General features: G+C 57.3%; 20 protein-coding genes. 5 read left to right on the plus strand and 15 right to left on the minus strand.

Features of this window, described 5'->3' with window-relative positions; genetic code table 11:
- Positions 1-60: 60 nt before the first annotated feature.
- The 3 genes from IMCC12053_RS02760 to IMCC12053_RS02770 all read right to left on the minus strand — a co-directional run bounded on the left by IMCC12053_RS02760 (position 61) and on the right by IMCC12053_RS02770 (position 4139).
- A complete protein-coding gene (locus tag IMCC12053_RS02760) occupies positions 61-1071 on the minus strand; it encodes a cytochrome d ubiquinol oxidase subunit II (protein ID WP_062215522.1) in 1011 nt (336 codons plus the stop codon).
- A 2-nt stretch (positions 1072-1073) separates the two neighbouring features.
- Positions 1074-2462: a cytochrome ubiquinol oxidase subunit I gene (locus tag IMCC12053_RS02765; protein ID WP_062215523.1), complete on the minus strand. Its 1389-nt coding sequence runs from the start codon at positions 2460-2462 to the stop codon at positions 1074-1076.
- 141 nt (positions 2463-2603) lie between these two features.
- Positions 2604-4139: an ATP-binding protein gene (locus IMCC12053_RS02770; RefSeq protein WP_062215525.1), complete on the minus strand. Its 1536-nt coding sequence runs from the start codon at positions 4137-4139 to the stop codon at positions 2604-2606.
- Positions 4140-4657: 518 nt separating this feature from the next.
- On the opposite strand from IMCC12053_RS02770, the gene IMCC12053_RS15745 reads away from it, so the two are divergent.
- The 3 genes from IMCC12053_RS15745 to IMCC12053_RS02780 all read left to right on the plus strand — a co-directional run bounded on the left by IMCC12053_RS15745 (position 4658) and on the right by IMCC12053_RS02780 (position 8836).
- Entirely contained in the window at positions 4658-4834 is a 177-nt protein-coding gene (locus IMCC12053_RS15745; protein ID WP_156320731.1) for a hypothetical protein, read from the plus strand.
- Positions 4827-8378, plus strand: a complete 3552-nt coding sequence (locus tag IMCC12053_RS02775; protein WP_062215528.1) for a chemotaxis protein CheB — start codon at positions 4827-4829, stop codon at positions 8376-8378. The genes IMCC12053_RS15745 and IMCC12053_RS02775 overlap by 8 nt, the downstream gene beginning before the upstream one ends.
- An 80-nt stretch (positions 8379-8458) precedes the next feature.
- Positions 8459-8836: a response regulator gene (locus tag IMCC12053_RS02780; RefSeq protein WP_062215529.1), complete on the plus strand. Its 378-nt coding sequence runs from the start codon at positions 8459-8461 to the stop codon at positions 8834-8836.
- Between the two features lie 28 nt (positions 8837-8864).
- On the opposite strand, the gene IMCC12053_RS02785 is transcribed toward IMCC12053_RS02780, so the two are convergent.
- The 4 genes from IMCC12053_RS02785 to IMCC12053_RS02800 all read right to left on the minus strand — a co-directional run bounded on the left by IMCC12053_RS02785 (position 8865) and on the right by IMCC12053_RS02800 (position 12251).
- A complete protein-coding gene (locus IMCC12053_RS02785; RefSeq protein ID WP_062215531.1) occupies positions 8865-9353 on the minus strand; it encodes an RrF2 family transcriptional regulator in 489 nt (162 codons plus the stop codon).
- Between the two features lie 97 nt (positions 9354-9450).
- Positions 9451-10518, minus strand: a complete 1068-nt coding sequence (locus IMCC12053_RS02790; RefSeq protein ID WP_062215534.1) for a hypothetical protein — start codon at positions 10516-10518, stop codon at positions 9451-9453.
- A gap of 5 nt (positions 10519-10523) precedes the next feature.
- Positions 10524-11261, minus strand: coding sequence for an RlmE family RNA methyltransferase (locus IMCC12053_RS02795; RefSeq protein WP_062215536.1), 738 nt, complete (start codon positions 11259-11261; stop codon positions 10524-10526).
- A gap of 96 nt (positions 11262-11357) precedes the next feature.
- Positions 11358-12251 (minus strand): NAD(P)-dependent oxidoreductase, encoded by an 894-nt coding sequence (locus IMCC12053_RS02800; protein WP_256209971.1) that lies wholly within the window; start codon positions 12249-12251, stop codon positions 11358-11360.
- A gap of 100 nt (positions 12252-12351) precedes the next feature.
- Between IMCC12053_RS02800 and IMCC12053_RS02805 the strand changes: the two genes are divergently transcribed.
- Together IMCC12053_RS02805 and IMCC12053_RS02810 are read left to right on the plus strand one after the other, a co-directional pair.
- Positions 12352-14817: a penicillin acylase family protein gene (locus IMCC12053_RS02805; protein ID WP_062215540.1), complete on the plus strand. Its 2466-nt coding sequence runs from the start codon at positions 12352-12354 to the stop codon at positions 14815-14817.
- A 25-nt stretch (positions 14818-14842) separates the two neighbouring features.
- On the plus strand, positions 14843-15271 hold the full coding sequence (locus IMCC12053_RS02810) for an RbsD/FucU family protein (RefSeq protein WP_062215542.1): 429 nt from the start codon (positions 14843-14845) through the stop codon (positions 15269-15271).
- A 15-nt stretch (positions 15272-15286) separates the two neighbouring features.
- Here IMCC12053_RS02810 and IMCC12053_RS02815 read toward each other — a convergent pair whose 3' ends face one another.
- The 8 genes from IMCC12053_RS02815 to IMCC12053_RS02850 form a co-directional block, all read right to left on the minus strand.
- A complete protein-coding gene (locus tag IMCC12053_RS02815) occupies positions 15287-15604 on the minus strand; it encodes a hypothetical protein (RefSeq protein ID WP_062215545.1) in 318 nt (105 codons plus the stop codon).
- Between the two features lie 2 nt (positions 15605-15606).
- Positions 15607-16902 carry a GTPase HflX gene (gene hflX / locus IMCC12053_RS02820; RefSeq protein WP_062215547.1) on the minus strand — a complete coding sequence of 432 codons (1296 nt, stop codon included), beginning with the start codon at positions 16900-16902 and terminating at the stop codon, positions 15607-15609.
- Between the two features lie 181 nt (positions 16903-17083).
- A complete protein-coding gene (gene hfq / locus IMCC12053_RS02825) occupies positions 17084-17323 on the minus strand; it encodes an RNA chaperone Hfq (RefSeq protein ID WP_062215548.1) in 240 nt (79 codons plus the stop codon).
- A gap of 166 nt (positions 17324-17489) precedes the next feature.
- Positions 17490-19037, minus strand: a complete 1548-nt coding sequence (locus IMCC12053_RS02830; RefSeq protein WP_062215550.1) for a TrkH family potassium uptake protein — start codon at positions 19035-19037, stop codon at positions 17490-17492.
- Positions 19037-20413, minus strand: a complete 1377-nt coding sequence (gene trkA, locus IMCC12053_RS02835; protein WP_062215552.1) for a Trk system potassium transporter TrkA — start codon at positions 20411-20413, stop codon at positions 19037-19039. The genes IMCC12053_RS02830 and trkA overlap by 1 nt, the downstream gene beginning before the upstream one ends.
- Positions 20414-20505: 92 nt before the next feature.
- Entirely contained in the window at positions 20506-21909 is a 1404-nt protein-coding gene (gene ntrX / locus IMCC12053_RS02840) for a nitrogen assimilation response regulator NtrX (RefSeq protein ID WP_062215554.1), read from the minus strand.
- 21 nt (positions 21910-21930) lie between these two features.
- Positions 21931-24207: a sensor histidine kinase gene (locus IMCC12053_RS02845; RefSeq protein WP_074906356.1), complete on the minus strand. Its 2277-nt coding sequence runs from the start codon at positions 24205-24207 to the stop codon at positions 21931-21933.
- A gap of 139 nt (positions 24208-24346) precedes the next feature.
- Positions 24347-25723, minus strand: a complete 1377-nt coding sequence (locus tag IMCC12053_RS02850) for a response regulator (protein ID WP_062215556.1) — start codon at positions 25721-25723, stop codon at positions 24347-24349.
- Positions 25724-25729 lie beyond the last annotated feature (6 nt).

Raw genomic sequence — 25729 nt, forward strand, 5'->3', positions numbered from 1 at the left:
TATCGCTTGGTTCGCTCCACTTTTCGGCCGAATGCGCGAGGCGACTGAATGAGGGTGTCCTTAGTCATATCGCAGATCCCGCGCCTTACCGCGGAAAATGTAATACGACAGCAATGTATAGCACACGATGGCCGGCAGCACGAAAACGGTTCCGATCAAGATAATAAACAGGCTTTCCGGTGCAGATGCAGCATCGTACAGCGTGATTTTTTTGGGCACCACATAGGGATAGAATGAATAGGCCATGCCGCCGTAGGCCAGCGTAAACAGCGCTGTCGCCGCAGCAAACGGGGTCCACGACCAACGATCGTGGTTCAGCGGCAGACGCGCCAATTGCCACCACACAAACACAACAAGTAGGACCGAAATGATCGGCAGCGGCGCAAGATAGAACGCCGTTGGGACGCTGAACCATTTGTCAAAAATGCGTGCACTGACGAACGGCGTGGCGATGGAAATGGCGATTATACCCGCCACCAGTCCCCAAATGCCCCCCTTGGCCCATCGGATGGCGCGTATCTGCAATGCGCCTTCGGTCTTCCAGATGAGCCATGCCGCGCCAATAAAACTATACCCAACGGTGAGAAAGAGTGCAGTCAACGCGGCAAAGCCCACATGCGCCCATGTCCATGTGAGGCCCATGATGTACATGCCCAACATGAAACCCTGACTGAGCGATGCCATGAGCGAGCCCGCAAAGAACGCGCCATTCCACATGCGTTTTTGAGCCAGCGGTGCTTTGGCACGCATCTCGAATGAAACACCGCGCAAAATCAGGCCGATCAGCATGATAAACACCGGCAAATAGAGCGCCGTCAGGATGATGCCATGCGCGGGTGGGAACGCGACCAAAAGCAGGCCGACAGCCAATACAAGCCATGTTTCATTTGCATCCCAAAATGGCCCGATAGAGGCGACCAAACGATCCTTTTGGTCCTCATCGGCAAGCGGCATCAACAACCCCACACCCAGATCAAACCCATCCAGAACCACATAGATCAGGGTCGACAGGCCCATCAACGCGGCGAATGTCCATGGCAGCCAAACGGCGGGGTCTGCGAAATACGCCATCTCTATTCTCCTAGCTGAATGGCAGAAACATTGGCCTCACGGCCGCGGGGATAATTGCGCACGCTATACGCCTCGCCCGTGGTGGCCTTGCGCGCAAGATAAGTGATCACACCAATATAGGCGAAAATCAGGATGGCGTAGACAATGAGGTATCCAATCAGTGTCCCCAAAACCATACCGGCAGGCACGTCACTCACCGCATCTTTGGTGGACAACACGCCCTGTACCAACCACGGCTGACGTCCGATTTCTGTCGTATACCAGCCCGCCAATGTCGCGATCCAACCGCTAAAGCTCATCGCACAAAACGCATAGAGCGGGAGTTTCGGCATATTGCCCGCACCGTATTTGCGTAGCAGTGCCAGCCCCAGCCACGACAGCGCCAGATTGGCGACCCCTGTACCGACCATGATACGGAAAGCAAAAAATACGGGGGCGACGCGCGGATGCAGCACCTCGCCGGCCTCACTCACAAAATCATTCAGGCCCGGCACAACACCCTCTGCCTTATGCGTCAAAATCAGCGAGGCTAGATTTGGGATCGCGATTTCATAGCGATTTTCACGTGCGTCTTCATCGGGAATGGCGAACAAAACCAGAGGAATATTTGGCCCTGTGTCCCAGTTGCCTTCCATCGCGGCGACCTTGGCTGGTTGGTATTCCAACGTGTTTAGCCCGTGAAAATCACCAGCCAAAATTTGCAGCGGTATAAGGCCCGCCCCCGCGATGATACCCACACGAAGCGCCGCTTTCACGTCCTCACCCCGATCGCCCCACAGCATCCGCAAAGCCGAAACACCCGCAATCAAAAAGGCAACGGTCAAGCCAGATGCGAGCATCATATGCACGAAACGGTACGGCATTGACGGATTGAAAATAATTGCAAACCAGTCGGTGGCATGCACCACGCCGTCAATTAGCTCATACCCTTGGGGGGTGTGCATCCATGAATTCAGCACGATAATCCAAAACGTTGACATCGTCGTGCCGAACGCCACCAAAAACGTAGCCAATGTATGCACCCATGATTTAACGCGGCTTGCGCCAAACAACATGATGCCAAGGAACACGGCCTCAAGGAAAAACGCGGTCATGATTTCGTAGGCCAGAAGTGGCCCTGCGACATTGCCAACGGTTTCCATAAAGCCCGGCCAATTCGTTCCAAACTGAAACGACATCGTAATGCCAGAGACCACGCCCATCGCGAATGACAGGGCAAAAACCTTTACCCAAAACATATAGGCGTCCATCCATTTGCGATCCCCTGTCATGGCAAACCGCACCTTGAAGAACAGCAGCACCCAACCCAAAGCAATTGTTATTGTTGGGAAAAGAATGTGAAACGAGATGTTTGCACCAAATTGAATGCGCGACAAAAGAAGTGTGTCCACCGACAGGCTCCGTGATCTATGTGTTTTCGTTGTTAGACACTTAGATCAGTTTGGCTGCGAAAATAGCCCATGCGACAAAGGGTGCATCTTACCCACACTGCACACCATCAAACATGGCCTACGGCTTAGGTCTAGCGCGTCTCAGGCGCGCGACATTAGGGCAGCGGCGATGGCTTTGGTCAATGCATCGGGCGTGATGGGTTTATCGACACAGGCCGCGAACATTGGCGCGATGTCTGCCAGTTCGGCGGCGGTGTCGCGCAGCAAAAGTGTCGGAATGGGGCGCACGCAGGACGCGGCGGCGGTTGCGATGGCCACACTGCTCAATTCGGGAGCCTGCATATCTACCACCACGCCCGACCACATATCGGGTTCATCACGCACCATCTCGCATGCGACATCGACACTGCGTGATGCCATCGCCACACCACCGGCCGCATCAATCATTTGCATCAAGAGATCAGCAACAAGCGGCAGATCGCTCACAACCAAAATAGTGGCCCCCGCAAGCGGTCGATCCTGCGCGAGCACATCGAACGCGGCCATATCCGAAAAGACATCGCCCTCGTCGACAGGCCACCCCACGGTGATGGTCGTGCCTTCGCCACTCTCAATGAACAATACACCGCGATTGGCGCACAAAATCTCCGACACAATCGAAAGGCCAAACCCCGCCTTTTCCGCCTTGGTCGAGACATGCGGCGTGCGTAGTCGCGCGAGCACATCGGGCGCGATACCATGTCCCGTATCCTTGATCTCGAACCACGCCCGCGTCACCCCATCATCGCCGTCTCCGACATAGGCCTGCCCGCGCAGCGCCGCCACATGCGGCGCGCAGTGCGATACAGTCACACGCGTGACGTCTTGTGTCGCGGCCTCGCAGGCATTGAGCATCAGGTGATGAAACACCTGTAAAAAATCGCGCTGATCGACACATATCACCTGTGGCGTTTGGGGGGCGTGGACCTCTACCTCAATCTGTGCAAGGCGGTAAGTCTCAATAAGATCAACGCCTTGCGTAATCAAACTGTGTAGGTCGCACCATGATCGCACGGCCTTGGGGCGGTCGAACTGGCTTAGATCGTCCAAAATCTCCATCGCTGCATCCATGGCCAGCCCGATCCGCGCCACGCCCTGCGTCAGTGGCTCATTTCCCGCCACGGCAGTCTCCATCAACTGCGCGGTTCCCGACACAACCGCGATCACATTCCCAAAATCGTGGCGAACCTTTTGCACCACTTGCGCAATAGCGTCTCGGCGGTGCGCTTTTTCAATCAGACCACGTTGCCGCCCGCGCTGAACGTCAACGTCTTTGCGTGCGGATATCTCGTGGACGATGCTGACAAACCCGTCCTCCCCGACCCCAGACACAGACACCTCGACGTCGAAGACCTCACCCGAGCGGCGCCGTGCGCGCATTTCACCACGCCACGCACCTGTCGTCATCACCGCATGCATGATCTGCGCCTCTTGCGGGGGCGTCATCGCGGGACCAAAGCAATCGCGCCACGTCGCGCCTGATATATCCTCATCATGGGTAAACCCGAACATTTGGCGGTGACTGGCATTCATATAGCTGTACCCGCCGCCCCACTGGCCGATGGACAACGCATCACGGGCGACATCGAAGGCCGCCATTTGGTCGCGCAGCGTCTGGATGTCTGGTGGCGTCACCATTCTAATATCCCTTGAGCGGCCCTGTGCCGTTGTGATCATGCATGCCTATCACCCCAAGACAAAATGCCACATGGCGCACGTGTAGATTGAGTTTCCGTTATGATTATCAAAACATTATGTGAAAATCCTAACATTTTTGCGCCGTGTTGTCACAGATTTTCGCAACCCCATGTGGTATCTGTGTAACGTCAGGCCCGTGTCAGACCGATGCGGCGCACCTCCTGAGAGCATTGGTATTGCAACATAAACCGCGGAGATTGAAACCGCGGCAAGCGCTCGTCATGCGGCCTCATTTTGCGGCCTAAACACGGCGCGGCAGCGGTTGCTTTGCGCCACGTCAATTACACTAAAGCGCTATTAGGCTTACCATTTAGTGGAAAAGAAATCCAAAAGGCGCTATATATTCAATCATTGGTATTTTTGCAGTCACTGCGCACCTCTTGTACAGTTCAACATTTTGATGCGCGCTGGTCAGCGAAACCACCGCTGCGCATTGGTTGACTGAGGAGGCATTCCCAATGACGACACATACGATCATGATGGCACTCGACATACCAGAAACCGACAGGTCGACCCTGCGCGATCACCGCAACTGGGTGCAGATATGCACACTTGATGGTGCGATTTTGGGGTGGTATGGCACAACAAAGAAGCTAACGTTAAACGTGTATAACTTTAGGGGGCGCAATGTCTAAAATGACAGTCATTCCTATCGTCGGCATCGGCGCATCCGCAGGCGGCCTAGAAGCCCTGCAAGTCATGATGAGTAGTACGCCACTTGATACTGGCGCGGCCTATGTGATTGTCCAACACTTTGCGCCGACCCAAAAATCCGTTCTCCACGAGCTGTTGCAACACGAGACCGAGCTGCACGTCTCGCAAGTCCTCGACAACGAAACAATTGTGCCAAATCAGGTCTATGTCGTCCCTCCCGGTCATGTTGCTGATATTGACGGCGATATACTGCACCTGACGGCGCGAGATCCCAGTGACACGCAACACAAGCCGATTGACGCCTTTTTCAAATCGCTGGCGCGTGAACGCGGTCGCGATGCCTATTGTGTGATTTTGTCGGGGACCGGCTCCGATGGGTCACAAGGCTTGCGCGAGATTAAGGCGGTCGGTGGTGTGGCCTTTGTCCAAGACCGCAAGGGCGCGCGGTTTGCGGGCATGCCTGACAGCGCCATAGAAACGGGTTTGGTGGATTTCATTTTACCCGCTGCACAAATCCCTGTGCGCATCGACGACGTGATCAAGCGCCGCGCCCACGTACCGAGTAAAGAAGGATCATCACGTCTTCAGGCCGAGATTCACAGCGCCCTCCCACGGTTTTTCGAGCGCTTGGAACAGGCGGCCGGTCACGACTTTGGCGACTATAAACCCGGCACTTTGGTGCGACGGATAGAGCGGCGCATGGCGGCCTTGCGCCTGAAGGATGTCGACGACTTTCTCGCGGTCCTGGAAGATGACGACGAAGCAAAGCTGTTGGCCCAAGATTTCTTGATTGGAGTCACAGAGTTCTTTCGCGATCCAGAGGCGTTTGAGGCCCTGCGCGTCTTGGCCATTCAACCCATCCTAGAACACAACGAAAAAACCATCCGCGTTTGGGTGCCCAGTTGCTCGACCGGCGAAGAGGTGTACTCCCTCGCCATGCTGTTCATTGAGGAGATGGAGGCGGTGGGCGACCGCCGCCCGCTTCAAGTGTTTGGCACAGATATCGACACCCCTGCACTGATGTCCGCCCGCTACGGACTCTATTCCCAAAGCGCGGTCGAAAGCCTGACCGAGGAGCGTCGCAACACCTTTTTTCAACCTGAGAACGGTCAATACCGCACCATCCCGCGTCTGCGCGAATGTTGTGTCTTTGCGCCTCACAACCTGCTTCAGGATCCGCCGTTTTCGCGACTAGACCTGATCTCATGCCGCAATTTGATGATTTATCTCTCGGCCAACCTGCAAAAACAGGTCATCCCGCGTTTTCACTTTGCCCTGCGCGGTCGTGGCAATTTGTTCCTTGGTCCATCGGAAACGCTGGTGGGCGAAGAAAAGCTATTTGAAACGCTCGACAAAAGCTGGCGGATTTTTCGCAAGAATACCGATGTGCGCGCTAGCTATTCGGCGATTGACGAGACACCACGTCAGCCCACACCGCTACAGCCCTTCCAAACCATGCCACCGAATAAAGTGTCACAGTCGACGGAAAACTCTCGCGAAAGCACGGTAGAGCGCACCTATCTGCGCCATTTTGCGTCCCCCTTTGCGCTCGTGTCAAAGACAGGGGAAATCCTGTATCTCTCTCAAAGCATGACGGGTTTCGTCCAACCATCCAGCGGCGCACCGTCGAGCATGATCGATTCCTATCTGATGCGAGAGCTGCGTTTTCCCGTGCGCACGGCCCTCGCCCAAGCGGTCGACACCGGACACTCCGCGCGCGTTGACAGCGTGGTCCTGCTTGATGACAAAGATAGACGTATCTTTGATATCGAAGTGGCGCCAAGTGGGACTGACTTCATCTTGATCATGACGCAGGTCCGCGCCATGGACGGGGTTGATCTCACCGACATGATGTCAGAGCGCGATATCGAAAGCCGTGACATTCTTGAAACCGAGAACGCTCAGCTGCGCCGACAACTGGCCATGACCTTGCAACAATTCGACACCTCGGGCCAAGAACTCAAAAGCGGCAACGAAGAGTTGATGAGTATGAACGAGGAATTGCAATCCTCGAACGAAGAGTTGGAAACCTCCCGCGAAGAACTGGAGGCGATCAACGAGGAACTCGAAACCGTTAACGCCGAACTCAAAGAAAACAACCGTCTGCTCACGCGTGCCAATTCGGACCTCAAAAACCTGTTTGAATCGACCGATCTGGCGGTGTTGTTCGTCGACCGCGCGTTTTGCGTCCGGAACTTTACCCCCGCCACCTCCGACATTTTCGGGATCAAATCACGCGATATCGGTCGTCCGATCGATGATCTATCGTCGCGCATTGTCTACCCCGACCTCAAAAGCGATGCGCAAACGGTGGACACCACCCTACAAGTGCTTGAGCGCGAATTCGCCATTGAGGACACGCAGCAAACCTACATGTTGCGGATGAAACCGTACCGGACCACGGACAACCGTCTGGACGGATATGTGTTATCGTTTGTCGACATCACACAGCGCAAGGCCTACGAAAACAGTCTCAAAGAGAACGAGAGAGCACTCGCACGGCAATATGCCGAACTTGAGAAATTGTACGACACCATCCCGGTTGGATTGTCCCTAATGGACCGCGATTTGCGATGGGTTCGCATCAACTCCAGTCTTGCGGACATGAACGGCTTTAGCGTCGAGGAGCATATCGGGCGGACATTCCGCGATCTCCTTCCAGACTTTGAAGATTTCACTGGCGCGATCTACGAGGAAGTGTTCGCGACCGGCGAGCCGGTATTTGGCCTCACCATTGACGGCGAAACCCCCGCCGCACCGGGGGTGAAGCGTCATTTCATCGCTGACTTCTACCCTTTATGGCAAGAGGACAAGGTGTTTGCGGTTGGCTCCTGCGTGCGCGAAGTCACCGAACAAACAAAGATCGTCAAACGTGTGCGTGCGCAAAACTCACAACAAAAATTGTTGATGGGCGAGTTGCAGCACCGCGTGAAAAATACGCTGTCTGTGATCAGTTCCATTTCACAACTGTTACTGGTCGGCGTCGATGACCCCGCCGTGTATCACGCCCGTTTGGAGGATCGTTTGAGTGCGATCTCGCGCACCCATGACTTGTTGACCGATGCGAATTGGACCACCACAGCGTTGTCCAACATTGTCGCAAATGAGGCCAAACCGTTCGAGACGAATAGCCACGCCCGCGTCAATATGTCGGGACCCGATATCCAGTTGACCGCCGAACAGGCCTTGTCAGTCGGGATGGCTATTCACGAATTGATCACGAACGCCGCCAAATACGGTGCGCTCTCGCGGCCAAAGGGGTTTGTGGAGGTTGTCACACGCATCCATAAAAAAGACGGTGTTGCCCATGCGCATTTGACGTGGACCGAACACAATGGACCCAAAATCACCAAAGCCCCCAAACACACTGGATTTGGCAGCTTGGTTTTAGAGCGCGTCCTCAAAACCGACTTGGCCGCCGATGTCACATGCGACTATCGAAAAGACGGTTTGTTTTTCGAACTGGATTTCGCGTTGGCCAAAATTGAAGATGACAGCGCGCTCATTTCAGCGAATGATGTTTAAGAGTGAACCGTTACAACAGGTCAAATAGCCCTGCCCCCCGCACCCACAGGTGCGAGGCAACAAGAGGAGCGAAAACGAGCATGAAAGACTCTGCAATCTTGGTACTTGAAGACAACGCCTTGGTCGGTTTGACGATTGAACAGACCTTACAGACGGAGGGCTACGGCAAAGTGTGCCTATGTAGCACAAAAGAGGACGCCCTTGCGGCAATTGAGAGCCATGACATCCAGTTCGGGTTTCTCGACTACAACTTGGGCCAGTCCCAAAACAGTCAATGCGTGGCCAAACGACTAGCCGATTTGGGCGTGCCCTTTGTGTTTTTAAGCGGCTACACCGTCTCGACGGGCATCATCCCCGTAGGAATGGGCGAAGTGGGCAGAGTCACCAAGCCCGCGAGAAAGAAAGATCTTTTGGCCTATTTGAAGGCGTATAAGGCCAAAGCCGCCGAAGAGCAGTAGGCACGTTCACCACAGGCCGGCGCGCGGGTTAATGAGCCGTAGCGCCCTGTGCGCCGCATGACGCCGCCATCGTCGACGCAGGGTTAGGCATGCTCAATAGCCCCTCCAAACCGGCGTTATCATGCACCAGATCCTCAATCGTGATCTGATCCAAAACGCCGTAGAATGCCGCCAAACCCGCAATGAGGGCATCGCGCAACCGGCACACATCCTTGAGCGGACAGGTATTTTGCGCCCCTTCAAAACATTCGGCAAAGGGGGTTGCTGCCTCAAATTGGCGAAACACCTGACCCACCGAAATCTCGGATGCAGGACGCGCCAACGCCAATCCGCCAGAGCGCCCGCGCACGGTCTTAATATACCCCTCGGAGGCCAACAGGTGCACCACTTGGGCGAGATGGTTTTCCGACGCGTTTGTGGCCTGCGCAATCTCGGCGCGCCGCACCATGTGGTCGGTATTGACGCCACAGGCCATAAGTACGCGAATGGCAAGGTTGGTCCGGATTGTAACGCGCATGGCTCAGGGCTTTCTTATAAGGGTGGCGTCACGCCTACCCTGCCTGCCTATGCGTGACCTTGATCTATGTCAGATACATGTTTGCGTTGGTGCGCGGCTAAGCGGCGAAAAACGCCGGATCAAACGCCATATCGATCACTGCGCCATCTGTGTCGGCAATCTGGAGTGTCGCCCCCTCAACGCGGACATGTGCCACGCGCCCGAACCCGTGTGGCGGATCACACACCGCAATGGCATGGCGCACGGTGTGGATCACATCAGGACCAAGAGGCAGAGTGGTTGCGACCCCCTCGCGCGCAATTGCGTTGTCGCCCGTGGCCGCACGGTGCCCCTGCGCCCCTGCCGCACACCCGTCCTCAATGCCCAAAACGCCCGTATGCCGCCCGTCCCACGGCGCATATCCACGCCCCCCGTTGGACAGCCAGAGCATCGTTACGGGGGCAACACGCGCGTCTTTGAGAACGACAATGATGTCCCCCTCGGCGGCTCGCGTCAGCGCGGTCCACCCGATCGCGGCCCCTTGCGCCTCAATCAGGGTCACGAAATCCTCATGGCCCGTTGTGCTTGGATACTGCGTCAAATCGAATGTGCCGCCATCCTTTGCCGGAAAGGCGCGTAGATCCGTGCTGCGCGCGGGATAGGCCAAAACGTGTTCCGGCTCCAACGCGGGCGCGGTGGTGAGGGCGGCGCGTTTGGGTGAAAAGGCCAGATGCCCCCCCGCCGCCATGCGAAACATCGGGTGGTGGGCAAAGGTCAGATCGCCCTGCCCGCCGGAAATCTCATGGGTTTGGTACAGCACGCGGTGGCCGCCTCGTAGCGCGAGGGTCTTGGTCAACCGCGCGCCCATCACATCACGCTCCAGCACAAACTGCATCTGGGCGTCATCGGTGTCTTGGGCGCGCGCCAAACCTGTCCATGGCGCATTCGCGCTCCACCCGTGATTGGGCGCATCAATCAGATCGGACGCCCCAAACGGCGCGGCAAAGAAATCACCCGAGAGATGTTGATCAACGGGCGCACCCGCAAGCGGTGCACGGTCCGTGCCAACCCAATGCGCCGTGTGAAACACCTCACGTCCATCGACCAAAAAGCGGCGGATGTTGCCCAGCGCGGGATCAACCGCTACCTCGCACGCCCCACAGGTGATCCGCGCCCAGTCGCTCATCGGCGTTACGCCTCGTCGTCGTCATCAGCGCCAAGCGTGTGCCCGCGAAAGCCCGTGGCAACCACAAACTTTTCCGAACTGTCCGAACGCGAGGCAGGAGGTTTGATGTGCAGAACTTTCTCGAAATTCTGTTTGAGCAACTTTTGCAAATCACCCTCTGCGCCACCCGCCAAAACTTTGGCCACGAATGTCCCACCGGGGCTGAGCACGTCAAACGCCAGATACGCCGCCGCTTCGCACAGCGCCATGATGCGGTTGTGGTCGGTCTGTTTGTGACCTGAGGCCGAGGCCGCCATGTCCGACATCACCACGTCCGCCTCGCCGCCAAGCCAGTGTTTGACCTGATCGTCTGCGCCATCTTCCATGAAATCAAGGGTATGAACATCGGCCCCTGCAATCGGCTCAATATCCTGAAGGTCGACGCCCAACACGGTGCCGATCTTTTTGCCAGATTTCTCGCCCAGTGCATTCACACGGCGCACAGCCACCTGACACCACCCGCCAGGGGCACAGCCCAAATCAACCACGCGCGCACCAGGCACCAAAAAGCGGAACTTGTCATCCAGCTCCAGGATCTTGAACGCAGCGCGCCCGCGATAGCCCTCGGCCTTGGCGCGTTTCACGTAAGGGTCGTTGAGTTGGCGCTCCAACCACAATGTGGAGGAGAGTTTGCGCCCGCGCGCTGTTTTGACTTTGACGCGCAAATCGCGCGCGCCGCGACCTGATGTATTCTTGGGTGGCATGAACGTGGTCCCTTTTGCTTAAGGGCGCTTATAGCAGGTCCATGCGAAAGGATGAAAGGGCTTACCTCAGGCAAGCCCTTTCTCGCGGTTTAGGCCTTATCCAAAGAATTTAAGGCGTTTCATCAGGCTTGAGGTGTCCCAACGCCCGCCGCCCATCTTTTGCACGTCCTTGTAGAACTGATCGACAAGTGCCGTCACAGGCAGGCTTGCGCCCACGTCATCGCCCGCTTGCAAACAAATCGCGAGATCTTTGCGCATCCAGTCCACGGCAAACCCGTGCTCGTACTCATCCGCCAACATGGTCTTGTGACGGTTGGCCATTTGCCAAGAGCCCGCCGCCCCACCCGAAATCACCTCGACCAAGGCCTCACCGTCCAAACCGGATTTTTCCGCGAGATGTAGCGCCTCTGACAGCCCCTGAACCAGTCCCGCAATACAGATCTGATTGCACATCTTGGCCGTCTGACCCATGCCGACCTCACCCAGTCGCTTAACCGTTTTGCCGTAGGCCGCCATGATCGGCTCGGCCGCTGCATACTGCGCCTCAGAGCCGCCACACATCACGGACAAAGCGCCGTTTTCGGCCCCTGCCTGACCACCAGACACAGGCGCATCGACATAGCCAAGCCCCGCGTCCTGCGCCAGTTGCGCCAATTCACGGGTGACTATGGCCGACACCGTGGTGTGATCGACAAAGATCGCACCCTCGGACATGCCCGCAAACGCGCCGTCCGCGCCCAAACACACAGCGCGCAAATCGTCATCATTGCCCACACAGGCCATGACGAAATCACAGCCCGCCGCAGCCTCGCGCGGGGTCACGGCATGTCCGCCCTTATGATCCTGTGCCCATGTGGCCGCCTTGGCCGCCGTGCGGTTAAACACCGTCACCTCGTGACCCGCAGCCTCCAAGTGACCCGCCATCGGGTACCCCATTACGCCTAACCCCAAAAATGCGACCTTCGCCATGCTCATCCCGTCCTTTTCCATTGCACACAGGTGTGCTTTAACACGATGACAAGACGGTAGGGATTGTCGCGGCCGCGTCAACTCACGATTCCGCATAATGACTATGAACGGCACAGTATCTATGGCGCGTATTTTTTCTATTCTTCTCAAGCTCGTAACGGGCCTTGTTATTGTGACCCTTTTGGGTGGCTGGCTCGCCTATTGGCTCGCCTCACGCTCTCTTCCTGATTACAACGCAACGCATGAGGTTGCGGGGATCACCGCCCCCGTCGAGATTGTACGAGACACCGCCAACGTGCCGCATATCTTTGGCGCCACAGATGCCGATGTGTTTTACGGGATGGGATTTGCACATGCCCAAGACCGATTGTTCCAGATGATGCTGATGCGCCGCACCGCACAGGGCAAACTGTCGGAAGTCTTTGGTGACACGACCCTGCCCACCGATAGCTTGATGCGCCGCTTGGGGATTTACGCCGCAGCTGATGCCTCGGTCGCCGCGCAAACACCCGATGCCATGGTCGCACTGGAGGCCTACGCGCGCGGCGTAAATGCGTGGATCACGGCCGTGAACACCGGCGCTATGGGGCGCGGCGCGCCAGAATTCTTTATGTTCCCTGCGCAAATCTCCTATTGGCGGCCTGTGGATAGCATCGCCTTGATGAAGCTCGTGGCCTTTCAGTTGTCGGACCAAGCCTCCTCGGAAGTCCTGCGCGCGCGCACATCGCTTATGATCGGGCCTGAGCGCCTTCGCGACATTTTGCCAGATGCACCGGGGACGGGCACAGCCCTCTTATCCGAATACGCCAGCCTGTTTCCGACCTTGCCCGCCTATACGCCTGACAGTGATATCACCTTTGCCTTTGCGACCCCGCCGACCTCCCCCTTTGGTGGGGCGTCAAACGTCTGGGCCGCAGCACCCAAACGCTCGACCTCTGGCGCGGCTCTCATGGCCAATGACCCGCATTTGAACTTTTCAGCACCCGGAGCGTGGTATCTGGCGCGCCTGCAACTCTCGACCGGCGATGTGATCGGCGCGAGTATTGCGGGCATTCCCGCCATTGTGGCCGGACGCAAGGACACCTTTGGCTGGGGCATCACCTCCGCCTATGTCGATGACGCTGATTTGTATGTGGAGCGCCTCAATCCCGCCAATCCCAACGAGGTGGAAACCCCGAACGGGTACAAGGCCATGCGCACACAGCCCTCGATCGTGCGGATCAAAGATGCACCGCCCGTCACGTTGGAATTGCAATGGACGGATAACGGGCCTGTGCTTCCTGCGGGGGCGTATAACGCCAATACCGTGACCCCACCCAATCACGTCATGGCGTTGTCGTGGACGGCATTGGCCCCTGATGACACCTCAATGAGTGCCGTGATTGCCCTAATGCGCGCCGATACCATTGCGGGTGGCGTCGAGGCGGCACGCGGCTTTGTCGCCCCTGCCCTCAACCTGACCTTGGCCCAACACGACAGCGTGGCACTCAAAGTCATTGGCCGCGCCCCAAAACGTGACCCGCAACACCAAAGTCAGGGCCGTATCCCCTCACCCGGTTGGATCGCCACAAACAGGTGGCAAGGGTGGCGCGACTACGATGCCCTTCCGCTCTTCGAAAGCGACCGCACGGGCATTGTCGGCAACACCAACAACAAAACCGTTGAGGCCGCGTTCCCCGACCATCTGTCTTACCACTGGGGCGACACCCAACGCATTCAGCGCTGGCGCCGCTTGATGCAAAGCCGCGAGGTGCACACCCGTGACAGCTTCATCGAGGTGCAAAACGATATCGTGTCCTATTCTGCACGCTCGCTCCTCCCGCTCGTGGGCGCAGATCTATGGTTCACGGGCGAAGCCGCTTTGGACGGCACGCCCGAGGCACAACGCCAAAAGGCGCTAACACTGCTGGCCGAATGGAACGGCGAGATGAACGAGCACATGCCAGAGCCACTGATCTATTACGCATGGATGCGCGAGTTGCAAAACCGCCTGATCCGCGATGACCTTGGCCCCTTGTCCCACGCCTTTAACCACGTCGAGCCTATTTTCATCGAACGGGTCTTTCGTGACATTGGCGGGGCATCAAAATGGTGCGATGTCTTGCAATCGGCTGCCACCGAAACCTGTAACGACATTGCCCGACTTGCACTCGACGATGCCATTGTGTGGATTGAGCAAACCTATGGATCCGCGTTGGAATCTGTACGGTGGGGCGATGCGCATATGGCGATCCACAAACATCCCGTTTTGGGAGAGGTTCCGTTTCTCAAATGGATCGTGAACATTCGCCAAACCACATCAGGCGGCGACAACACATTAATGCGCGGTGTCACAGCTGGTGACGGGGCTATGCCCTTTGCCAATGTCCACGGCGCCGCTTACCGCGGGGTCTATGACTTTGCCGACCCCGACAGCTCTGTATTCATCACCGCCACGGGTCAATCGGGTCATCCGCTTTCGCGTCACTATGACGATCTGGGCGAGTTGTGGCGGCGCGGGGAATACGTGCCGATGTCACTCGACCCCGAACTGGCCCGCGCTGCAGGCGTTGGCACGACACACCTCACTCCATCACCTGCCCAATAGGCCACGCTCCCGAAAGGACGTCATCATGTTGCATAATATCCCCGCCATCTTGCCGCCAGAGGCGCTTTTTTACATGGCTCAAATGGGTCACGGTGACATGCTTGTGATTGGGGACAGCAATTTCCCCGCGCAAAGCATGGGGCAACGTGTGATCCGCTGCGAGGGCTCGAATGCCTCACAAATTCTGGACGCTGTCGTGACGCTGTTCCCGCTCGACACCTTTGTCGAGGACCGCGCGGTCACGATGCAAGTTGTTGGCGCGCCCGACACAATCCCACCCGCCGTGGCCGAGTTTCAGGCCATCATCGACGCCAAGGGCGACAATCCCGCCCCGATCGTCTCCGTCGAAAGGTTCGCGTTCTACGACCGTGCCCGCGCCGCTTTTGCGATTATTCAAACGGGCGAACCGCGCCCTTACGGCAATATCATCCTCACCAAAGGCATCATCGTCTAAGGGCGATACGCGTGCTTAGTGTGTGGTGACGGCGGGCGGGGTGTCCGGCTTGTCATAGACGACATAGCCCACGCCCTTGTCCGCCGCTTTACGTGCCGCCGCTTTGAGTTCCGGTGTCGGAAAGGCCGAAAGGCGCAGCGGAACCTGTTTGATCTTTTGGATCTCGATATTGCTCCAACCATACCTAGAGAAAAACGAGTTCACGGGCGCTTTAGCCCCATCGACACTCTCGGCCACGGCAAAGCAATTGATGATATAGCGCCGCCCCGCAACCAAGTGTGCGTTTGAGCCTGCATCTGCTTCGATCAGCATGAGATAAAGGTGATTGTCCATCGTTACATCTCCCGAAACTGTTTTTCCTGACGCGGTGTCCAGAGCACGGTCAGAACGTAGCCCTCCTCGCTCGCCGCCTCGCCCAAAACCACGCCTTCGGCAAAGAGCCATGCGCGTTTCTTGCCCTCAGAGAACGGGACGACTATTTCGCGCTCGATCTTGTCTTCTTCGAAATACGCAGACACGGCATCAAGCAACGATTTGACGCCCTCACCGGTCACGGCGGAAATCGCGAACACGTTATTGTCGGCTTCAGCGCGTTCCAACCGCGCAAGCCGCGCCTCATCATCGAGCTTGTCGATTTTGTTCCAGACTTCAATCATAGGCGCGTTTTCTTTGATCCCCAGATCGGAGAGGATTTTGAGCACATCGGTCTTTTGATCTTCGGTCTCATCGGCCGAGATGTCGCGCACATGCAAAATCAGATCGGCGTCGAGCACCTCCTCCAACGTGGCACGAAACGAGGCGACCAGTTGCGTGGGCAAGTTCGAGATAAACCCCACAGTGTCCGACAAGATAATATCGCGGTCCCCGCCGTGGGCCGTCTCAAGTCTCAGTTGACGCATGGTCGGATCGAGCGTGGCAAACAACATGTCTTTCACAAACACATCTGCGCCCGTGACCGTGTTGAAAAACGTCGACTTTCCGGCGTTCGTATAGCCCACAAGAGCCACAATCGGGAACGGAATTTTTGCGCGCGAGGCACGGTGCAATTCGCGGGTTTTGATCACACGGGCCAATTGTTTGCGCAGACGGTTCAGGTGATCATCAATGGCGCGGCGGTCAGCCTCGATCTGGGTTTCCCCCGGCCCCCCGACAAAGCCCAATCCACCACGCTGGCGCTCAAGGTGGGTCCATGCCCGGACAAGACGGGTACGTTGATAACTCAGGGCTGCCATTTCGACCTGTAACACACCCTCACGGGTGCGCGCACGATCCGAAAAGATCTCCAAAATCAGGCCCGTGCGGTCCAGAAGTTTAACCTTCCATTCCTTTTCCAGATTGCGTTGCTGAACGGGCGTCACCGGACCGTCAACCAAAACCAGCTCAACGTCACTGGCTTGGATACGCTCTTTGAGTTCCTGGATCTTGCCCTTGCCGAACAAGGCGGCGGGGTGCGTTTTTGGCAAGCGCACAATCTCCGCGCCTTGTACCTCGATATTGGGCAAGGCGGCCGCGAGGGCCACAGCCTCATCCAAGCGCGGCTGCGCATCGCGCCGTCCACGGTCTGAGGTAATATCGGGATGGATCACCCACGCGCGCGTTGGTTCCACCTCGTGATCGTAATAGTCGCCCAAATCGTTTGGTCCTTTGGTTTATTCATCGCGTGTGCGGATGTCGCCGCGACCACTTTGTATCAGAGCGCGCTGAACTGTATATTTCACACCAGACTCACGTAATCCCCGCCTTGCGCAAAGACAAGTGGCCCGCGCGGGCCATATCCCGTGCAGGCCGATACCACATCACAAAAGCAAAGCGTTACTGCGCGTCTTCACCGTCATAAAGGCTGATAGGCTGTGCGGGCATAATCGTGGAAATCGCGTGCTTGTATACAAGTTGCGACTGACCATCGCGGCGCAGCAAAACACAAAAGTTATCAAACCATGTGATGACGCCTTGCAACTTCACACCATTGATCAAAAAGATCGTCACTGGAACTTTGGTTTTGCGAACGTGATTGAGGAACGCGTCTTGGAGATTTTGTTTGTCACCGGCCATTATAGTTGCCTTTTTTCTTGCGCTTATATTGCGAGCTGCCTTGCGTGGACAGCGCTTGGGCATATCCTCACAGTGAATCCCCGTGAATGTCAAGATTTGCAAAGCTATTTCAGAGCCTTGAGACAGGGTTCATTGCCAATCGGTGCAAATGCGCGTCACCCGTGGGTTAGCGGCGCCAGAAATCGGGGTTGATCAAGGCAATCATAGCCAGCAATTCCAACCGCCCCAAAACCATCGTTGCGGCTAAGACCGCCTTGGGCCATGTCCCCAGATCAGCAAAGGAATAGGGCACTTCGGCGGCGACATGGACCAACGGTCCAGTCGTGGTCAACGCGGCAACCGTATAGACGGCGGCCTCTTCAAAATGGATGCCAAACAGCGACAAGATCATCATCACGGCGGCAATGGTGAAGGCGAAGAACATGAAATACACCCACGCTACATAGGCACCTTGGCGGCGAATGCGCCGCGCCAATGCGCCCGCGCCCCCCACGGAGTTGGGAGAAATCATCTTTTCAATTTCGCGCTCGCCGTGGCGCACAAGGGCGTAGAGCCGCAGCAACTTCACCCCGCCCGCCGTTGTCGCCACGCCACCGCCAAAAATCGCAAGACCCAAGAGCAAAACCCCCGGAGCTTGTAGGCCCGACCACATCCGCGCCTCTTCCCACGAGGCGCTCTCGAAACCTGCCGTGGTGAGGAACGACATCACCATAAAGATGCCGCCCCAAAGCGACGAGAGCGCCGCAGGCACATCCCAGACCCGCTCGACCTCAAGGGCCCCACCCCAGTGGCGGATAAACAGCAAGGTCGGCAAAACCACCAACAGCACCAATCCGATTTTCATCTCGGGATCGCGGTAAAGCGGTAGTGCGTCTTTGCGCACATCGTCGACCGAAAACGTTTTGCGCGACAAGGCGAGAAACAAAAAGGCAAAGACCAATCCCTCGCCCAATATCCCCGCACTCGATCCCGTCAGCCCGCCCACAGGAGAAATGCCCGAGGTCGCAAGAACCGACATCGCATGGCAAAGCGCCACATACGGCGCGCCGCCCACCATCGCCAACGCGAACCACAGCCCGACTGTGAGGCCCAAGTAGATCGGAAACAGCCGCGCGGTGTAGCGCGCCAAGCGTTCTGGCCCTGCGGCCACGCGAATGATCTGTGTGGCACTCGATGAGCCTTGGCCGACCTGCCGCGCAGATAGCACTTCGAACCCGCCCAGATTGAGCGGTGCCAGAACCGCAATTGCGGTGACCCACGCGAACAACCCGCCAAGCCAGCCGACCAATGCGCGCCACAAATGCACCGTGCGCGACAATCGCTCGGGATCATCAAAGAGCGTGGCCCCCGTGGTGGTCAGCGACGATACCATCTCGAAATAGGCATTAAAGAACGTGGTGTTCTGGGTGGCTTCCGCGAATGGCACGGCCAAAAAGACAGGCAAGACCGTGTAAGTGAGCAAAAGCGTCATCAACTGATTTCGCCCCTCGCGATCACGGTCGCGGCGGGTATCACGGTCAGCTGTCGCCTCCGGGCGCGCGCGCGCAATCGCAATCATCCCCGCAAGGCTCATCAACAACACACCCGCGTAGAAAAACGCGCGTGCATCGTCGTGCTGGCGGATAACAAGGCCGTAAATCGCCGGCACCATCATCGCCGCACCCGCCACCAGCATCAGCTGGACGAAAAAGGGCATGCGCGAAAAGCGGTTCATTAGAAGTAGTCGATCGACACCTGAAGGAGCCGCTCCACCTCAGGCACATCTGCCGCAAGTGAGAAGATGGTGATGACATCGCCCTCGTCGATACGGGTATCGCCGGACGGTTTGATATAGGTCTCGCCTTTCATAATCGCGCCGACAAGCACCCCTTCGGGAAACTCAATATCGCGGATTTTATTGCCCGAAATCGGTGATGTGGACAAAACTTGCGCCTCGATCACCTCCGCCTCGCCGTCCCCGACAGAATAGACGTTGCGCACCCGCCCATGACGGATATGGCGCAAGATCGACGACACCGTTGTGGCGCGCGGGTTGATATGGGCATCAATGTCGAGCGCATTGAGGATCGGCACCAAAGACGGATCGTTGACCAGACAAATCGCCATGGCACAGCCCGCCTGTTTGGCGCGCACGGCAGAGAGCATATTGACCTTATCGTCGTCCGTCACACACAACACGGCATTGGCGCGCGACACGCCCGCCTCTTGTAAGAGTTCGGTATCAAGTGCGTCACCGTGCAATACAATGGTCCGCTCAAGACTGTCAGCGGCGCGTTCGGCCACTCGGCGGTCTTTCTCAATGATTTTGACGCGTACCCGCTCGGTGCGCGCCTCCAAGGCTTGTGCAACCCCGAGGCCCACGTTGCCACCGCCTAAAATGACGACACGGTCCTGTTTGGCTTGGACTTTCCCGAACACTTCCATGGTGCGATTGACGTCTTGCGAATGGACGAAGCAATACACTTCGTCGCCTGCAAACAACTGATCATCAGGTTCGGGAGCAAACAGGCGCCCCTCACGGCGCACGCCCACAACTGTCACCCGCAACGTCGAAAACAGCTCGGTCAACTCACGCAGCGCGGCATTGAGAACAGGACAATCCTCGGCAAGGTGGATGCCCATCAAATGGACCTGCCCCGCCAAAAACACTTGGGTATCGAACGCCGCAGGAGCCGCCAAACGGCGCATCGCCGCCTCGGCCACTTCGCGCTCGGGCGAGATCACCACATCAATCGGCATGTGGTCGCGGCGGTACAGATCGGAATAAATGGCCGTCAGATAGCTTTGCGCCCGCAGACGCGCAATTTTGCGCGGCACGTTAAACACCGAATGGGCCACCTGACAGGTCACCATATTGACCTCATCGGAATGGGTCGCGGCAATGATCATATCGGCGTCGCGCGCACCGGCCTTTTCAAGGACATCGGGATAGGAGGCGTGCCCCTCGATACCCTGAACATCAAGCGTATCTGTCGCGCGGCGCACAAGGGCGGGGTTGTTGTCGACCACCGTCACATCGTTCTTTTCGCCCGACAATTGACGCGCAATTTGCCAACCGACCTGACCCGCACCGCAAATGATAACTTTCATGCCATCAGCCTTACCTGTTTCACGATTGGCATCGCATTATTCGACAGGCTTCGCAAGCGGCCACACACGTGCCCCCTTGCCTGCCCGCGATCCTATTCGTCATCCTCAGCGACATATGCCACGCGTCCGCCCGATTTGTTTCCGGTCACAACACCAAGCGATTTCAACTTGCGGTGCAGTGCCGAACGCTCCATGCCGACAAAGGTTGCCGTGCGTGAGATATTGCCGCCAAAGCGATTGATCTGGGTGAGCAAATACTCGCGTTCGAACAACTCGCGCGCCTCGCGCAGGGGCAAGGTCGCAATAGCAGGCGACAACACCGCGCGGGTTTCGTCATCGCCACTTGCGTCTTGCTCTGGAAGCTCGGACGCGTCGATGTCACCCGCACCCTCTCCCAAAATCAACACGCGTTCGACCACGTTTTTGAGTTGGCGGACGTTGCCGGGCCATTGCATCGTTTGCAACAACGCTGCGGCATCATCGGTCAACTTGCGCAGGGGCAACCCTTGGGTGCGATTGAACGCCGCGATGAATTTCTCGGCCAAGGCAGGGATATCCTCGCGCCGCTTTTCCAAGCTCGGCACATCAATCGGCACCACGTTGAGCCGGTGGTACAACTCCTCACGAAACCGCCCCGCGGCAATCTCGGCTTGTAGATCGCGGCTCGTCGAGGAGATGACGCGCAAATCGACCGACACTTGGGACGTGCCGCCCACGCGTGCGAATTGTTGATCGACCAAAACCCGCAGAATTTTGGATTGAGTGCCAGACGGCATGTCGGCCACTTCGTCAAAGAAGATCACGCCGCCACTCGCCTCTTCCAACAGACCCTTTTCAATGCCGCGCTCCGCGCTTTCGCGCCCGAACAACACCTCTTCCATGCGCTCAGGCTCGACCGTGGCCGAGGACACCGTGACAAACGGCGCATCTTTGCGGTCCGAATTGTCGTGTATCCACCGCGCGGCGACCTCTTTGCCAACGCCCGCAGGCCCCGTGAGCATCACGCGTCCGTTGGATTTTGTGACTTTCTCAAGGTTGCTTTTGAGTTGCTTGAACGCCGGTGACACACCGTACATTTCAACCTCGGCCCCGCCAGAGCGTTTGAGGGTCGCGTTCTCGCGGCGCAATCGCGACGTCTCCATCGCGCGGCGCACAACCACCATCAACTGATCGATGTTGAACGGCTTTTCGATGAAATCGTAAGCGCCCTGTTTGATCGCGGCAACGGCAATCTCGATATTGCCGTGTCCCGAAATGATAATGATCGGCACCTGCGGATGCTCGCGTTTGACATGTTTAAGAATGTCGATCCCGTCCATCGCGCTATCTTTGAGCCAGATATCGAGCACCATCAGGGAGGGCACCGCCTGCGCAATCGCGCTCAAACATTCGTCGGAGCCTCCCGCAAGACGGGTCTCAAACCCTTCGTCACGCAAAATATCTCCAACCAATTCGCGAATATCACGTTCATCGTCTACGATAAGAATATCAGACATGTTCAACCTCCAACATCAGTTTCACATTTCAAGCTTTTGTTTCAATTTATCTTTTTGCCCGCGCGCCTCAGCGCCGCCAAGCAATGACAGGCGCATCGTGGCGCAAGCGCCGATACGACCCGTCTCGTCGAGTGGCTCACCATCGGTGAGCGTCAAGGAGCCGCCATGCTCCTCGATAATCTTTTTCACGATAGGCAAACCCAGTCCCGTGCCCTTTTCGCGCGTTGTCACATATGGCTCGAACAACCGCGAGCGATCTTCGGGCAACCCGATACCGTTGTCCGTGATCCGCACCACAACGTCCCCGTCCTCAAGATCAAGTGCGACACGCACACGCGCCTTGTGATCTTTGGGGCGCTCAATCTCATAGAGGCTCTCAATCGCTTCGCCGGCGTTCTTGATCAGATTGGTCAAGGCCTGACCAATCATCGTCGCATCCACTTCGGCAATTGCGGCCTGTGCATGGATCTGTGGTGTAATCTCGACGCCGACCTGTGCGTTTTGCTGAAGCAGAACAGCGCCTTTCACCAGATCAACCATATCGTACTCACGCCGCTCGGGCGTGGGCATGCGCGCGAATTTGGAAAACTCGTCGACAATACGGCGCAAATCGCCCGTCTGGCGCACAATGACGTCTGTATATTGTTCCAGATCGGCGCGCGCGGCATCATCCATGCCCTTGCCAAACTTGCGTTTGATACGCTCTGCGGAGAGCTGGATCGGGGTCAACGGGTTCTTGATCTCATGGGCGATACGGCGCGCGACATCGCCCCACGCGGCCATACGTTGCGCACTTACAAGGTCGGTCACATCGTCGAACACGACCACAAACCCCTCATGTGCGCCTTGCGCTGTGCGCCGTGTGGCGATGCGCACCAACAGGCTTTCTTGGGCACCGGCACGGATCAGCCGCACCTCGTCTTGGGCCACATCGCGGCTCTGCGCGCGCAAGCTATCAAAGAGCGCGCCAAATTCGGGCGCAACCATCGCAAGTGGCTCACCCGATACATCACGCGCCCCTAGGCTCAAAAGCGCAATGGCAGAGGTGTTTGCAAGCGTCACACGTCCCTCGGGATCAAGCGCGATCACCCCCGCCGTCACCGATCCAAGCACACTATCAAACAGGCGGCGGCGTTGTTCGATCTGGGCGTTGGCCTCCAAAAGCGTATCACGCTGAACCTTCAATTGTCCCGTCATCTGATTGAAAACACGGCCCAACATCGAAATCTCATCATCACCATCGCCCTCAACGACCTGCACATCGAGATCGCCCGCACCCACCTGTTGCGCAGCCTCGGCCAAGCGCCCGACAGGCCGCGCCAGTCGCTCGGCGAACCATAGGCCGACCCACGTGGCCGCGAGAATAAGGATGATCGCAAACCCGAGGTACAACAGACCAAATTCGAACAACAACCGCCCGCGTTCACTTTCCAGTTGGGTGTAGAGCGCGATGGTTTCTTGTGTCTCATCGAGCAAGCTCAAAATCCCGCCATCCACATCGCGGGTCACATACAGATATCGGTCCGAAAAGCCCGACAGCCGTTTAAGTGCGCGACTTTCATTGTGGTCCCAATCGTTGATCAACACCAAAACACCCGTTTCAGCGCGCGCCAGATCGGCCTCAACGGGCTGTTCGTAATCGAACATGTAGGACCGCTCACCCCGCACCTTGAGCGCCCCTGAACGGTCAATCACATAAGCCTCTTCAAGGCCGCGTTGGACCAACCCCTGCCCTTGATTGAGCGCCACACGTAGCGCGCCATCGGGCAGGATCGTCACCTGTTGGCGCACCTCGGTGATGTAATTGGCAAGGGCAAAGGTATCCTCGGCCAACCCCTCGCGGTGCTCGGCCTCATAGGCCTCAGCCGCCGCAAGCGACGAGCCGACCACGTTGCGCACCCGCTCGGAAAACCACCCCTCAAGGCCGAAATTCACCGTCACAACCGCAAACACCGCCACAGTAACCGTCGGGATCAAAGCCAAAAGAACAAACACACCCGTCAGGCGCAGGTGCAGACGCGACCCCGCCGAATGATTGCGCCGCGCCGCCACCATGCGAGCAATGCGCGAGGCCACAAGACCCGCCACCACCAGCACGTAAATCAAATCACAAAGGAGAATAAATCGCAGCGATCCGCTCGCAGTCGCCTGATCAAGCGGGCCAAGCACCAAAAACGTCGCAATCGTCAACAATGGACCAAGCACGAACACCGTTATGGTCCCCGCATTTTGCCACCGCCGTGCCCGCCGCGCGCGCAAAAGCCTGTTCCAACTGTCTTTGCCGATAGACCTGCGCAAGACCGCCCCCACTGTCCGCTTTTCCTCAAGCGGCACAGTTTGCACCACCACTTATACCATGCGTGCACTACGCTCAGGAGACGGCGGCAGAATGTGTTGATTCTGTCACTGCGCCCTGAAAGGCACGGTTGTGGCGGTTTTACATCAGTTTGCGGCGGCGTGTCACCTGAATATCGAGATCATTAATCTTTTTACGCAAGGTATTGCGGTTGATCCCAAGTAAATCAGCACATTTAGCTTGGTTTCCCCCAACGGCATCAAGCGCAATTTCGATCAATGGTGTCTCAACTTCACGCAAAATGCGTTGATATAGCCCCGGTGACGGCAAAACACCGCCGTGCAAGTCAAAGTAACGGCGCAGATGTTTATTCACGGAGGCCGACAGTTTTTCGCCGTCCCCGCCCCCTTGCAATGGCTCCATTGCGGGCTGGTTGCCCAAGACAATCTCGACGTCCGCATGCGAGATTTCATCCTCAGGCGCGGTCACAATCAGGCGGCGAATGGTGTTTTCCAACTGACGCACATTGCCAGGCCAACTATACGTGCGCACAAGATCAAGGGCATTTGGCGCGAAGCGGCGCCGATTAAGTCCCTCGCGCTCGGCCTTGGCAAAGAAATGCTCGGCCAATAACGGAATATCATCAACCCGTTCGCGCAAAGACGGCACAGATATAGTGACCCCGCCCAAACGGTAGAACAAATCTTGACGAAACGCGCCGTTTTCCATTTTCAGGCTTAAATTGGCTTGGGATGTGGCCATGATGCGCGGCGCATTATCGGTGAAGCTGTCAAGCATCCGCACCACGCGCGCTTGCGCCTCTTCGTCCAGATCACCGACCTCATCAAACAAGATCGAGCCATTGCGCGCCTTAGAGATGATCGACGCCGGCCCCTCCATCACCGCCAGATCAGCCGCCGAGACCACAACAAACGGCAAACTGCGCCGGTCGGAAAAGTCATGAATAGCGCGCGCAATCAAACTTTTTCCCGTCCCGCTCTCGCCCGTCACCAACACCGGAAGATCGGTATTCATCACCCGCGCCACAAGGCGGTACAACGTCTGCATCGCGGGCGTGCGCCCGATCAGCGGAAGATCGTCTTGGGGGGTGTCAGAGGGCGCTTTGGCGTTGGATGGCGCCGGATTTGCACGCCGCTTGATCTCCAACGCCTTGGCGGAGCGTTTCATCAGGTCGGGCAAATCAAACGGTTTGGGTAGATAGTCAAAGGCCTCGGCCTCAGCGGCCTGAATCGCGGTCATGATGGTGTTTTGGGCAGAGATCACGATCACCGGCAAGCCGGGGCGCAATTCGGCGATTTTTGGGAGCGCCTCAAGGCCGTTTCCGTCCGGCATCATCACATCGGATATCACCAGATCGCCTTTGCCCTCTTCGACCCAACGCATCAACGTGACCAAGGATGAGGTGGCGTGCACCTTACATCCTGCGCGCGTCAACGCCTGAGTGAGAACCGTGCGGATCGTGCGGTCGTCATCTGCGACGAGAATTGTGCCGTCCATCGTATC

Origin of the sequence: Celeribacter marinus, assembly GCF_001308265.1 — a bacterium.
Lineage (GTDB): Bacteria > Pseudomonadota > Alphaproteobacteria > Rhodobacterales > Rhodobacteraceae > Celeribacter > Celeribacter marinus.